We start from the raw sequence: 13951 nt of genomic DNA, 5'->3' as shown, positions 1-13951 counted from the left end.
AATTACCTTCATCATAAACTGTTAACAATTTAGATAAACAAAGGTAACTATGGTTTATTATTAAGTTATACTTATGAATTAAACCTACCGAAATGATGAGAACTTATGCCAGAAAAGATTGATTTAAATCTCTATAGAGTGTTTTCACAGGTATACCATAGACAGTCGATAACCTTAGCGGCAGAACAACTTAGAGTGACTCAAGCTGCGGTGAGTGGCTCGATTAAGCGCTTATCCCTATTATGCGGCCAAGACCTGTTTATTCGTAATGGCCGCGGCATCATCGCAACCCAATATGCCCATCAACTGATGGAGCAACTGCAGCCATCACTTGAAGTATTAGAAGGGCTAGTCGAAGACACTAAGGTATTTGACAGTAAGAACTCTCATCAGCAATTCACGGTTCTGGCCTTTGAATCCATCACAGATCAGTTACTGCCCCATACTCTGCATTTGCAAAAGCTGGGCAATCCGTTAATCACCTTTAAAGATCAAAACACCAATGAGACCCAAATCAACGAGGCGCTATTTTCCCAACAAGCCGATCTCGCCATTGATATTACCGATAGCCGCGATAACACCTTAATTTACCAACCCTTAGCTACTGATGAAATTGTATTGGTTTGCCGTCATCATCATCCGCGCATTAACGGCAATGTAAGTGCCGAACAATTTTTTTCAGAGCAGCACATTAAGCTCAATCTCACCCGCGCAAACACCTCGATTGTTGATTTCTATGCCGAGAATAATCTGTCTACCCGAAAAGTCGTGGCTGAGTGCAACTCATTACTATCATTAATTTCTTTGGTCGCTCAAAGTGATTGTATTGGGGCTTGCAGCAAATCATTTGCGCATAAATACCAGCAGGCTTTTAATATCCAAATTATCGACATGCCAGTTAATATTAAACCGGTACAATTATCACTAATTTGGCATAGACGGCAGCGCAACAATCCTGCGCACAAATGGCTGCGGGACACCATAGTTGAAATTTATCAGCATCATATCCGTTTAAATTGATTTGATAATGTTAAGCCACACCATTGATGAAATAGTTATTTAACCACTCAACTCAGTTTATAACACCAACAAAAAAGCCTCGCTGTGCGAGGCTTTAATTATCTTACTGCAACACCTGACTTATTTTTTGGTTTCAGGATAAAGGGTATTCCACCACTCTGGTTCACCTTTTAGCTGTAAATCAAACCATGCCATAGTGGTATCCCACCAATCAAAACGTATGTTGCGCGCGTTAATATGGTGATCTTGGCCGGCAAACTCGACTAATTCTACGTCTTTGTTTAATAATTTTAGCGCGGTATACATGTAATGACTTTCGCCAACAGGCACGTTGGTATCGGCATCACCGTGGATCAGTAATAGCGGCGTAGTAATCTTGTCAGCGTTGTATAGCGGGCTTTGATCTACATATAACTCACGGTTATTCCATGGGAAACTGCCTCGACTTGCGACACCTGAGTAACCATAACCCCACCAGCCATGTCCCCAATATGAAGACAAGTTACTGATACCGGCATGAGACATAGACGCGGCAAAAATATCCGTTTGGGTGGCTAAATACATGGTCATAAAGCCGCCATAAGACGCTCCCATATTACCCACTTTTTTCGGATCAACTGCGGTATAAGCCTGCAAGAACGCTTGAGTTCCCTCAATAATGTCATCCGCGCTGTGTTTACCCCAGGCATTAACGTGACGACCACTAAACGCTTGTCCATAACCTGTGGTGCCGTTTGGCTGAAGCACATACACCACATAGCCTTGTGCCGCCCATAAATTAAATGGCCAGCGTCCACTAAAGTGACGCCCAACAGGTGAAGTACCACCGTAGTAATAAACTAACGCGGGGTACTTTTTAGTGGCGTCATAATCCACAGGTAAATACACTCGACCATCAATCAATTGACCTTGTTTATTGGTAAAGTCAAAATCTTCAATTTGACCAAAACGTGTGGTGGCATAACTGGCGACTTTACTATCAAAAAGCATCAGTTTACGGTTTGATTTGATATTCATCACGTATGCTTGTTGCGGCACAGTTGCTGATGTTCCGGCATAAACTATGGTAGGCAAAGCTTGATCGGTAGCAATACCAAAGCTGTTGACCATTTCGACACCCGTGTCGATTTTATTGAACTTATTTTGACTTTTATCAAAGAAATACAATGGGGCAAAATCACCCTCGATCACAGATAAAATCAAGTCTCGGCCCGCAATCGCTGTCATGCTGGTAATTGCAGGGTCAAACTCTTTACTTAAGGCTGTTACTTGCTGGTTCTTCGTTTCACGCCAATATAATTGACCATCATAGTCATTGACTTCCATAGCAGGGTCTTGCTTACCTAGACCATCCATAAAGTTAGGACCCGCCAAAATAAACATGCCATTTTCGCCATACAAGGCACTGCCAAAGGTGCGGTATTCGCCTATTAAGATTTCAGTTAAAGTGGCAATATCTAACTCAACTAATTGCGACAAACCATGGGCAGGTTGAGCATAGTCGACCACTGAACGGGTCAATAACAGCTTACCTAAGCCAATATCACTGTCTAACAAATCGCTACTTTGCTTAGCGTCTGTAAGCTGTCTTATTGCGCCAGATGCCACATCTAACTGGTAAATCTGGCTATTATTACGCCAATAACTCCAGCGATCTTCCAGTGCTTGATAACGCTTTGAGGTGGCTTTTTCGTCGGCTTTAAAGGTTTTTTGCCAGCTAAATAACAAGGTATCGCCATACCACTGTAAACCAGAGACATTTTCAACTTTATCAGCGACCACCTTCAATGATAAATCTGCGATATTTAACAGCATAATTTGCTGCCCTGTCACATACGCTAACTGTTTGCTATCTGATGAAAATGCGCTGCTTTGAGGTAAACCATCTTGCCAACGATAAAGAACATCGTTGTCTGCAACATCACGTAATTCGATAACCGAAATAGCCTTATCGCCCGCATTAGGGGAATATTCAACTGTCGATTGCAGTAAATATTTACCATTTGGCGATAGCTGCATACCGCTAATCGTTTTGGCATCAAATAGCTGCTGGGCAGACACGCGCTGGGTGTCTTGTTTGACAAAACTGAGTACATCAACCTCACTATTACCCTGCCAATCTAAACTGAAAGGCACATCGGCTTGCTGGCTATCAGCCAAAACAATCAATTGGTAATCGCCATTGGCTAACGCTAACGGCACTTCATCGGCTGATTTGACTAACTGACCATTTAAATACACTTGTGGGTTTTCAAGCCCTTTTATTTTGAGTGTCCCCTGGGTAAATCGCTGGGTTGATAGCGGAAGCTGGTACGCTAACCAGCCCTCACCTTCAGCCTTTTCTAGCGCAGATTGCCAGGTTAATGGCTGATTAAAAACCATAACAGGCTGGGTAGTATCGGTTTGGGTCAGTTTGGCAACAAGATTGGCACGAAGCGCATCTGCATGAGCACTTTTCGATAACGGTGCCGCGCTTTTTTGGGTAACCGGGCCTAATCGCTGTACATGGTTAAGATCGATTTCGGCGCCATGCGCCATGCCCGCAACGGCTAAGGCTAAACTGGTTAAAACCAGTGTAAAAGCTTTCATAGAAAGTCCTTTTTTAGGTTATTTTTATGAACTAATATGTTGAAAAAATAAGGTGTAGTCAGTCATGTAATTGTGACATTTTGACAAAGACGGCTTAAAAATGCATCTGTTTTCGGACTAAAGCTAAACATTGACTGGCAAGGCAATGTAAATATTCCCAATGCATTCATCATTTAAAGACTGACATTGCATCGGCTAGCATAAAATACTGTTAAAGAAACAAAAACCATTTTATACACTCCTCAGCTTAAGCCAAATTTAAAACCAATAATTTAAACTAACGTGCCAGTATAACTTGCTGGCGTATAGCGCAATAATGGAATGGTTATATTGACCTTTTATTAGGGCCTTGATTATCGATAACTAAGGAAATTTATGGAATTGCTTGCAACACTGTTTATTGGGTATCCCATTTGGGTCTGGGTCATGTTTTTTACTTTTGTCATTGGTTTATTAGCCTTTGATCTTGGGGTATTGCATAAAGAACAGCATGAAATCTCAGTCGCAGAAAGCCTAAAACTGTCAGCATTCTATATCACGATGGGCTTGCTGTTTGGTGCCTGGTTATGGTGGTACAAAGGGTCTACCGCAGGTATGGAATACCTGACGGGTTACTTAATTGAAAAGTCGCTGTCAATGGACAACGTTTTTGTTATTGCTCTGATATTTAGCAGTTTAGGCATTCCACGAATATATCAACATAGGGTGTTATTCTGGGGCATTTTAGGCGTAATTGTACTGCGCGCTATCATGATTGGTCTGGGGGCAGTGTTAGTGGCTCAATACCAGGGCATATTGGTATTGTTTGGCTTATTCCTTATCTTCACTGGTATCAAAATGCTGTTCTCTGATGATGAACATGGCAGCATTGAGGACAATAAGTTTTACAAGTGGCTCAGAAGTAAGATGCGCTTTACTCCTGGGTTACATCAGCAAAAATTCTGGGTACGCGGTGAAGACCATCAACTTAAAAAAGGGTGGTGGGCTACGCCATTATTTTTAGCGCTGATTTTAGTTGAGACGGCAGATTTAGTTTTTGCGGTTGACAGTATTCCAGCAATTTTTGCGATAACCCAAGATCCCTTTATTGTTTATACCTCAAATATTTTCGCCATTTTAGGTTTACGTGCTTTGTATTTTGCCTTAGCGGCAATGGTGCATCGATTCTATTACCTAAAATACGCTTTATCTGTGGTATTGGTATTTATTGGTGTCAAAGTCGGGCTGGTATATTTTAATCAAACAGGCTTAATCGATTTTAAAATTCCCACCGCGCTCTCTTTAGGTGTGACTTTTGGTTTACTGCTGGCTGGGGTGTTGTTCTCATTGTGGAAAACCCGAGATCAATCATCAACCTAGGCCGCTTGCTACTGTAAAAGTAAAAAGCCCTCTATCATATTGAGGGCTTTTTTATTCACTTTGTCCGAGACGAGGTTACTTAGCCATTCTTCTGCCGTACACCAACAAGTAAATAGCTGGGATCACAAACAAAGATAACAACGGCGCAGTTACCATACCGCCAACCATAGGGGCAGCGATTTTTTGCATCACTTCATTGCCGGTGCCGCTACCCCACATAATGGGCAATAATCCAAAGAAAATCGTTGCTACTGTCATGGCTTTTGGACGTATACGCATTACCGCCCCATGAATTAACGCTTCGGTTAAATCTGAGCGATGATTGTATTGTCCTGCCGTCTGGCGTTCTTTGATACTGTTGTTAAGGTAAACTTGCATCACTACGCCAAATTCTGCCGCAACACCAGCTAGGGCGATCATCCCCACCGACACAGCAACCGAGAAGTTAAAGTCGAGCAAGTACAACAACCATGCGCTGCCCACTAATGAAAATGGCAAACTGAGCATGATAACCGAGGCCTGAATGAATGAACTAAATGTCATCATCAACAACATGAAGATCACCATTAGCATCAATGGCACCACCAGCTTCATTTTCGCTTCAACGCGCTGCATATACTCATATTGCCCCGCAAAGGTGTAGCTGTAACGGGGTGGTAAGTTAATTTGCTCATCTAATGCAGTGCGCGCCATTTTGATGTATTCACCAATTGAAATGTCCTGTAAATCAATAAATACCCAACTGATTAAACGACCATTTTCACTGGCCAACATAGGTGCGCCATCACTGATGGTAATACTGGCTAAATTACCCAAAGGCAAATACTTACCTGTCTTAGTTAACACAGGTAAATCTTTTAGCTTTTCAATATTGTCACGCAGCTCGCGCGGATAACGAATATTAATCGGATAGCGCTCTTGCCCTTGAATTGATTGACCCACTTGCATACCGCCAATGGCCATTTGCACCACATCCTGTATGTCTTTTAAGGTCATGCCATAACGAGCCGCATTTTTAAGATCGGGTTCAATATCAATGTAACGGCCACCACTGGTGCGCTGAGCAAAGGCCGACGAGGTGCCTGGTAATTTACTGACTACCGCTTCAATTTCAGTGCCGATACGCTGAAGCTCATTAATATCTGCCCCTGATATTTTTATGCCGACGGGGGTTCTTACCCCTGTCGATAACATATCAATACGGGTTTTAATTGGTTGCACCCACGCATTAGTGATACCGGGCACTTTTACGGTTTTTTGCAGCTCACTGATAATTCCCTCCAGTGTCATGCCCTCACGCCAGGTATCTCGTGGATTTAGCATGATGGTGGTTTCAAGCATAGTTAATGGCGCGGGGTCGGTCGCGGTAATAGCACGGCCAACCTTACCAAAAACCCGTTTTACTTCAGGGACGGTTTTAATCAGTCTGTCAGTTTGCTGTAATATTTCCGCCGCCTTACCTGAACTAACGCCAGGCAAAGTGGTTGGCATGTAGAGTAAATCACCCTCTTCGAGTGACGGCATAAACTCACTGCCCATTTTCGTCATCGGGTATACCGCACTACCAAGCGCCATAATGGCCACAAATATGGTGATTTTGGGAAAGCGCAGAACCACGCGTAACAAGGGTTCATACATGGCAATGAGCAGGCGACTTAGCGGGTTTGTCTTTTCCGCTGGAATTTTACCGCGCACAAGGTAACCCATTAACACTGGAATTAGGGTGATAGCCAGTATTGCCGATGCGGCCATAGCAAAGGTTTTAGTAAAGGCCAACGGATGGAATAACCGCCCTTCCTGCGCTTCAAGTGCGAACACAGGCACAAAACTTAAGGTAATAATCAACAAACTAAAAAACAGTGCTGGCCCGACTTCAACTGATGCTTGACGTACTAGTTCCCAATGGGCTTCACCCGTTGGCGTTTCGCCATCATGTTGCTCTCGGTAATGCTCAAGATGTTTATGGACGTTTTCCACCATCACGATGGCGGCATCTACTACAGCCCCAATCGCAATCGCAATACCGCCTAGGCTCATAATATTGGCATTGACGCCAATCATATTCATCACAATAAAACTGACTAAAATTGAAATCGGTAATGAAATGATCGCCACCAAGGTTGAGCGAGCATGCAGTAAGAAAATCAGGCAGATAAAACCAACCACCAGCATTTCTTCTAGCACTTTATGCTTGAGGTTATCCACCGAGTTTAAAATGAGTTCCGAGCGATCATAGGTAATAACTAATTCCACACCCTCGGGTAAGCCATTTTCAATTTCGGCCAGTTTGGCTTTGACGTTATTGATGGTGGCGAGGGCGTTTTCACCATAACGCATTACCACTATACCGCCAACCACTTCACCTTGACCATCAAGCTCGGCAATACCTCTTCGAGCCGCTGGGCCTGTGCGTAGCTGCGCCACATCTTTCATCAATACTGGCGTACCTGACTCCGCCACTATGCCTAAGGGAATTTCGGCAAAGTCTTCTAAGGTTTGACGATAACCGGACGAGCTGATCATGTATTCAGCTTCGGCCATTTCAATTACCGAGCCGCCGGTAGAATTATTAGAGTTATCTAGTGCACTCCTCACCGTCATCAAATCAATTTGATACAGCGCCAACTTGTGTGGGTCGACAATAATTTGGTACGACTGCTCCATGCCGCCAATAGTGGCTATTTCTGATACACCTTCAACACTTTGCAATTCTAATTTTAAAAACCAGTCCTGCAGCGAGCGTAACTGAGCCAAATCATGCTTACCTTTACGGTCAACAAGGGCGTATTGAAATACCCAACCCACACCTGAGGCATCAGGCCCTAATGAAGGTGTAACATTGGGTGGTAATTGTCCCTGAGTTTGCGATAAATACTCTAAAACTCGTGATCTAGCCCAATAGATATCTGTGCCATCTTCAAAAATGATATACACATAGGAATCGCCAAACATCGAAAAACCACGCACGGTTTTCGCACCTGGTACGGCTAGCATTGCCGTCGACAATGGGTAGGTGATTTGGTCTTCAACTAATTGTGGTGTTTGCCCTGGGTAAGAGGTTTTAACAATCACCTGCACATCCGATAAATCGGGTAGGGCATCTAACGGCGTCATTCGCATGGCTTGATAGCCAATTAACGCAATCACCACGGTCATTAACAACACCATGGCTCGCTGCTTAATCGACGCACTAATTATTCTTTCTAACATAGTGAACTCCGATTAATGATTTGCGTGTGGATCTACTGCAGCACTGTTGCTGCCACTTAATCGCTGCAAGCTACCTTGAATGCTGGCTTCTGAATCTAACAAGAATTGCCCCGACACAATCACTTTATCACCTGCTTTTAACCCTTCAGTGATTTCAGCTTTGCCCTGGGCAATCATGCCAACCTTAACCGGGACGGATGCAAATTGGTTATCACTGCGTTGCACGACAACACGGTTTTCACGTCCGGTAAGAATTAACGCTTCGGTTGGAATGGCTAAAACCCCACGATTGGGACCACCAAACAGTTTTACATCTACTAAGGTGCCTGGCTTTAATTGCTGATCGGGATTATCTAAGCGAATTCTTACCCGCATTGCCCTTGTTACTGGGTCTAACTCTGGGTAGATGTAATCTATGTTAGATTCAATATCAAATAACCCTTGCGCCGCAGAGGTGACCTCTACTGCGCGGCCTTGTTGCAACCAGCTTTGCTCATTTTCAAATACATCGGCAATCACCCACACACTGCTTAAATCAACAATTTCAAATAAGGTATCACCCGGTTGCACGTACATGCCATGTCGCACAGTCAGCTGGCTAATTAAGCCATCTTGCTCGGCATAAAATGGCACTCGGTATAAGGTTTCACCTGTGCGCTCTAATTGTTGAATTGATGCCGAACTCACCCCAAGTAACTCAAGACGCTGACGGGCTTTTTTCAACAATACCGCTCCACGGTTTTTATCCTGTTTAAGGTAATCTCTGGCTTGCATGTAATCATCTTGCGCATTTATCAGCTCAGGCGAATAAAGCTCATACAATAATTGGCCTTTTTTAACTTGCTGACCCACAGTGTGGACCTTAAGGGTTTCTATCCATCCCGTCACGCGGGTATGCACATGACCTATGGCATTTTCGTTGTATTCCACCGTACCTATGGTTTTGACTAGCTTCCACAGCGTACCCTCGGTAACGGTTTCACTGCGCATGCCTAGAGCTTGTTGCATGCCACCAGAAACCCCAACAACTACTTCTTCGCCCACTTCACCTAAGGTAACTTTTTCTAAATTCATACCACAAATTGGACACGTGCCGGGCGCATCAGACACCACATGTGGGTGCATGGGACAAACATATTTAATATTAGATGCCGCCTGTGCGCTTTTACCAGGCAGTAGGTCATTTTGAGGCTGACTAAACACCTTGTCAGCCTGATTAGCGACTGGCGTTTGGGTTGCGGAAGCGTCCATCGCCGCATGATCATGCCCTGCATGTTCAACCTCAGTATTGTTACTTGGGCTGGCCTCTTCCTCTTCTTCTTTGACCACTAAAAACATATTGCACTTAGGGCAGCGACCCGCTTTATCACTGGTCACCTCAGGGTGCATAGGACAAATATAGGTTGCTGATATCGTTGAAGCCTCACCAGTATGTTCACTGTGTTCATGTCCCGCAGCTAACGTCACAGGAGACACCAATAAACTTGTGGATACCAAAAAGCAAACAGCCAATACAACGCGCTCGACAGCATTGTTTTTAAATACAGAATTTTTCATATAAACCTCGAACGGTCTAACACAAAGTTGTGCCAATACTCGTTAAAAAACACAATAAAATATTACCGTTAACTCACGGCAGAAATATTTTCTTATGCAATAGGAGGTCTAAATGCAGGCGGGAAGTCGACAGAGAAACTGTTCAATGTCGCGGTGAGTGGCGCTGGATTAGCAGGAACATGAGCAATATCTAACTGGATATCACTTAAATCAGCGGTGAAGGAAATCGTTAAGCAGTGATTACAATCGATACTGCAACCGCCTAAACCATTACAACAGCTATTGCTGTTATCGGCTTGCTGCGATTGCGTCGCAGATAAATTGCCATGACAATCTGTCATTGCAAAGGCATGCTGCATTGAGTTCATCGGCACAGTATTAGCTGAACCGTCACCCAATGCTTGAGTCATCATATGGGATTGTTGATGATCCATCGGCACCATAGAACTACCATTAGCTAACAAACCTTGTCCGATAAGTGCGAACAAAGTGAAAGTCATTAGCCAGTAGTTTTTCAGTGTTTTTTGCATCGCACTCAAAATCCAATAATGCCAGACTGAATCAATTTTGCTACCAGTTACGGGGGCATTAATTCAATATGGGCTCATAAAATATCAACTAATAGAGTTGACCGTGTAAATCATCAAATGCTTTCAATTTTAAACAACTTAAATCGTTAGCGCAGTTGGCAATTAAGTCGATAAGGCCAATATCATAACGCTAAACTCATGCTGATGATAACGTTTTTATTGTGGCAACAGTGTGATAAATGCCTAATTTAGCTAAAACTATGACAATTTTATCGCAGTAGCTTATTAACGGGCACGACGTTTGCGGCGGTATTTTCCTTTTCGAAGTAAATCAATACACCAATAACAGCCAGTTAGGGTTAACCACAAACTGAAAAAGGCCATCAACATCATGGGCACATTATTGAAACTACCTTCATTAAAATAATCCATAAAATGCAGCATAAAAAAGAAATCAGCTAACTTTTTATGATCATCACTGTGACCCACTATTCGCCCAGATTGCGCCTCAACATACACTTGAGTATTTATGTCATCGGCAAAGTTAACCTGCCATGTGGAGTTTTGCTGTTTGGGAAAATCACTAATGGGTGGCGTAAGTAAGCTGAGTTGAATGACCTTACCTTCACCTGTGTAAGACGCTTGGGCTAACCTTGTCACCAGCTTTTTATCAAATGTAACAGCATCACCGCTATAAGCATCGACCAAGGTGTATTGATGATAAGAGTGCGCATACAAACCTTGCTGATGACTGAGCAAATAATAGGGTTTACCCAATAAAAAAACCGTATCCAGTGACACGCTATCATTATGCAGTTGAAGTACGGTTTTAGGTTCAATCAACTTAGACACATCAAGCTGATGCGACACCATCTGCTGACTCAAATAGGTTAGCCCAGCCGCTTTAGTGTGATCCATCAAATTGAAATAAAGGCCACTGGCTAGCCATAGCACAAACTGAATCCCCACAATAACCGAAGCCCATTTGTGCAATTTTCTGATCCAACGCATTAGACTACTCCTCCGCGTCGTAAGCGGCTTTTTTTACGGCCTGTAAACTGAACCTTAAACACCCTGAAATACACCAACACCATGCCAGTCAATGTTCCAAAACTGGCTAACAAGGCCACCCAAAACAGCAACGCATTATCAATATCTTCACCGCTGCTATAGTCCATAATATGAAAACGGAACATCCAATCAAACCAACGCCAAAACTCATGGCGCTTGCCCACCAAGATGCCCGTTTGTGCCGACACGTAAAGCGACGGAGCGCCAAAATCATCAAAGTTAACTCGCCATGCTGGTAAATGGCGCGGGCTTAATTCAAATGGAGGATTGTCAGTAATCAACGCCACCTCAGTAACCTCACCCTTACCCGTATAAAAATATCGTGCTACCGATATAGCCGCTGACTCTGATAATGGTGTTAACACTTCGCCACTATTGGCGCTAATGACTAATTTTGTTGATGACTCACCATCGGCTAGCGTCAGCCGATAAACGGTTTCACCTAGCAAGGTATCAACACTAATATTGTCAATATTGGGGTAAGCACGCGTTAGCTGTTGCAGGGAATAGTGCATTTGAGCGGGCTGAACTTTAGTTTGTGGGTTAGTCACTAAATTGTCACCATGGATAAAATCGATATCCATATAGACCATATAAGCGCCGGTGACCGACCAGATTGCAAATTGCAGTCCTAAAAATAACATCAACCATTGATGGAGTTTTCTTGCCGTTTTATGCATAACGCTCTCTGTATTTAAGCTAAAACGCTGTTATAGGATGACTTGAAGCATCTTAGCTAGGTACTCGATTCTAATAATATTATTGCTGTAACAACAGCTTAATGCCTTGATAGCCCAGCGGCCCTTTTAGCACTTGCTGGCATCCCGCTAATGAACTCGGGTGAACCACAAGCTTAAAGTCATCGATAAGTTTGTTCGATAATCGTCCGTCACGGCAAGCTTGCCCAATCCATTGCTGATACGCTGATGAATTGGCAGCTATATTAACTGAAACAGCTTGATTAGCTAATTCAAAATTCATCAATCGCCAATGGCTATCATCAATATCAGCTTGGCTGCCTGAAGGAATTCGTTTTGCCATGATTGGCTCGGACACCGCTAGAATGTACGTTATACTTTTAAGTTTTAAAAAACTTAAGCTCTGTAGTCTGTGCTTAGTACTGCCTACCCTTTCTTTCACTAAAATAAAAGTATAACAATATGAAGTTACAAACAGCTCGAGAAATGCCAGATGCCTTCATCATCTTGTTTTTTGTGGTGTTATTTGCCGCAATTACCACCCACTTTGTGCCTGCTGGCTTTTTTGAAGTTGCCATCAATCCTGACACCAATAAATCTGCCTTAATTGCAGGAAGTTTTCAGTTTGCTACCGACTATCAAGGAGTGCCCTTATTTGCCGAACATGGTGAAATTGGTTTTCTTAACTTTGCCTTTGAAGGCATGGTATCGGGTGACAAATGGGGCTCAGCTATTGGAGTAATGATGTTTATCATTATTACTGGCGGCGCCTTTGGGATCATCATGCAAACCAAAGCGGTTGATAATGGGATTTTGGCGTTAATTGCTAAAACCCAAAAGTTTGAACTGGCTTTTATTCCTATTTTATTTGTTCTCTTCTCCGCTGGCGGCGCAATATTTGGTATGGGCGAAGAAGCCATTGCATTTTGTATTGTGCTGCTACCTTTAATGCGCGCCATAGGTTACGACGGTATTGTGACCATTCTAGTCACTTATGTCGCGACTCAAATTGGTTTTGCCGCATCTTGGATGAACCCTTTTAGTGTTGCAATCGCTCAGGGTATCGCTGACCTTCCATTGATGTCAGGGTTAGAGTTTAGAGTGGTCATGTGGTTTATATTTACCTCTGTCGGAGTCGCATTTACCCTGCACTATGCCCAAAAAATAAAACGAAATCCTCAATTATCTCCCTGCTTTAGCCAAGAAGTTATTTCAACTGAGCCACAGGTAAAAGTTAAGTTCACTTTAGCCGACGGCCTTATTCTGACCACTTTTATGCTGGGTATTGTGTGGGTTATTTGGGGCGTGATTGCTAGAGGATATTATATTCCCGAACTGGCAAGTCAGTTTTTTACCTTAGGTTGTGCGATAGGCTTAATCGCTATACTCAGCAATCGCCTTAAGATTAATGATGTTGCCAATGCCTTTAAAAAAGGCGCACAAGAATTATTGCCCGCGGCGATGATTGTCGGCATGGCTAAAGGTATTGTGATTATATTAGGCGGCGACCAAGCAGATACTCCATCAGTATTGAACACCCTACTACACTATACCGGTCAATTTTTAGGGCAATTACCTGAAACCGCTTCAGCGATTTTCATGTACCTATTTCAATCCATATTTAACTTCTTCATCGCATCGGGTTCAGGTCAGGCAGCGTTAACTATGCCGATAATGGCGCCTTTGTCTGATATTTTGGGCTTACCTCGCCAAATTGCTGTATTAGCCTTTCAACTCGGCGACGGCCTAACCAATATTATTATTCCAACCTCTGCGGCACTCATCGGCTGCCTTGGTGTCACTAAAGTAGACTGGTTTGTTTGGGCTAAATTTATATGGCGATTTATGCTGTTACTGGTCGTCATTTCAATCACGTTTATTATCATTGCGGTCAGCATCAACTTTAGCTAAGGATTT

Annotated in this window: 10 protein-coding genes; 3 read left to right on the top strand and 7 right to left on the bottom strand. The window is 43.2% G+C overall.

The window, feature by feature from the left end; translation table 11 throughout:
• Nucleotides 1-105 precede the first annotated feature (105 nt).
• On the top strand, nt 106-1020 hold the full coding sequence (locus tag IEY03_RS11720) for a LysR family transcriptional regulator (protein ID WP_188841843.1): 915 nt from the start codon (nt 106-108) through the stop codon (nt 1018-1020).
• A gap of 120 nt (nt 1021-1140) precedes the next feature.
• Here the strand turns inward: IEY03_RS11720 and IEY03_RS11715 are convergent, their stop codons facing one another.
• Nucleotides 1141-3609, bottom strand: coding sequence for an alpha/beta hydrolase family protein (locus IEY03_RS11715; RefSeq protein ID WP_188841842.1), 2469 nt, complete (start codon nt 3607-3609; stop codon nt 1141-1143).
• Nucleotides 3610-3984: 375 nt separating this feature from the next.
• On the opposite strand from IEY03_RS11715, the gene IEY03_RS11710 reads away from it, so the two are divergent.
• Nucleotides 3985-4968: a TerC family protein gene (locus IEY03_RS11710; RefSeq protein ID WP_188841840.1), complete on the top strand. Its 984-nt coding sequence runs from the start codon at nt 3985-3987 to the stop codon at nt 4966-4968.
• Between the two features lie 75 nt (nt 4969-5043).
• On the opposite strand, the gene IEY03_RS11705 is transcribed toward IEY03_RS11710, so the two are convergent.
• The 6 genes from IEY03_RS11705 to IEY03_RS11680 form a co-directional block, all read right to left on the bottom strand.
• Nucleotides 5044-8178 (bottom strand): efflux RND transporter permease subunit, encoded by a 3135-nt coding sequence (locus IEY03_RS11705; protein ID WP_188841839.1) that lies wholly within the window; start codon nt 8176-8178, stop codon nt 5044-5046.
• A gap of 12 nt (nt 8179-8190) precedes the next feature.
• Entirely contained in the window at nt 8191-9735 is a 1545-nt protein-coding gene (locus IEY03_RS11700; protein ID WP_188841837.1) for an efflux RND transporter periplasmic adaptor subunit, read from the bottom strand.
• Between the two features lie 92 nt (nt 9736-9827).
• Nucleotides 9828-10265: a hypothetical protein gene (locus IEY03_RS11695; protein WP_188841835.1), complete on the bottom strand. Its 438-nt coding sequence runs from the start codon at nt 10263-10265 to the stop codon at nt 9828-9830.
• 285 nt (nt 10266-10550) lie between these two features.
• Nucleotides 10551-11276: a PepSY-associated transmembrane domain-containing protein gene (locus IEY03_RS11690; protein ID WP_188841833.1), complete on the bottom strand. Its 726-nt coding sequence runs from the start codon at nt 11274-11276 to the stop codon at nt 10551-10553.
• Nucleotides 11276-12016, bottom strand: coding sequence for a PepSY domain-containing protein (locus IEY03_RS11685; protein WP_188841831.1), 741 nt, complete (start codon nt 12014-12016; stop codon nt 11276-11278). Before IEY03_RS11685 ends, IEY03_RS11690 begins: the two co-directional genes overlap by 1 nt.
• 79 nt (nt 12017-12095) lie before the next feature.
• Nucleotides 12096-12377 carry a hypothetical protein gene (locus IEY03_RS11680; RefSeq protein WP_188841829.1) on the bottom strand — a complete coding sequence of 94 codons (282 nt, stop codon included), beginning with the start codon at nt 12375-12377 and terminating at the stop codon, nt 12096-12098.
• 119 nt (nt 12378-12496) lie between these two features.
• Here IEY03_RS11680 and yfcC point away from each other — a divergent pair, with 119 nt between their 5' ends.
• Entirely contained in the window at nt 12497-13945 is a 1449-nt protein-coding gene (gene yfcC / locus IEY03_RS11675) for a putative basic amino acid antiporter YfcC (RefSeq protein WP_188841827.1), read from the top strand.
• Nucleotides 13946-13951 lie beyond the last annotated feature (6 nt).

The organism is Shewanella aestuarii (genome assembly GCF_014647215.1).
Lineage (GTDB): Bacteria > Pseudomonadota > Gammaproteobacteria > Enterobacterales > Shewanellaceae > Shewanella > Shewanella aestuarii.
Note: the sequence above shows the minus strand (reverse complement) of the source record. Positions and strands in the feature narration are given on the sequence as shown.

Coding starts and splice junctions, on each gene's coding strand:
- IEY03_RS11685 (WP_188841831.1), bottom strand. CDS start 12,016: ATGCATAAAACGGCAAGAAAACTCCATCAATGGTTGATGTTATTTTTA.
- IEY03_RS11690 (WP_188841833.1), bottom strand. CDS start 11,276: ATGCGTTGGATCAGAAAATTGCACAAATGGGCTTCGGTTATTGTGGGG.
- IEY03_RS11680 (WP_188841829.1), bottom strand. CDS start 12,377: ATGGCAAAACGAATTCCTTCAGGCAGCCAAGCTGATATTGATGATAGC.
- IEY03_RS11720 (WP_188841843.1), top strand. CDS start 106: ATGCCAGAAAAGATTGATTTAAATCTCTATAGAGTGTTTTCACAGGTA.
- IEY03_RS11715 (WP_188841842.1), bottom strand. CDS start 3,609: ATGAAAGCTTTTACACTGGTTTTAACCAGTTTAGCCTTAGCCGTTGCG.
- IEY03_RS11700 (WP_188841837.1), bottom strand. CDS start 9,735: ATGAAAAATTCTGTATTTAAAAACAATGCTGTCGAGCGCGTTGTATTG.
- IEY03_RS11695 (WP_188841835.1), bottom strand. CDS start 10,265: ATGCAAAAAACACTGAAAAACTACTGGCTAATGACTTTCACTTTGTTC.
- IEY03_RS11710 (WP_188841840.1), top strand. CDS start 3,985: ATGGAATTGCTTGCAACACTGTTTATTGGGTATCCCATTTGGGTCTGG.
- IEY03_RS11705 (WP_188841839.1), bottom strand. CDS start 8,178: ATGTTAGAAAGAATAATTAGTGCGTCGATTAAGCAGCGAGCCATGGTG.
- yfcC (WP_188841827.1), top strand. CDS start 12,497: ATGAAGTTACAAACAGCTCGAGAAATGCCAGATGCCTTCATCATCTTG.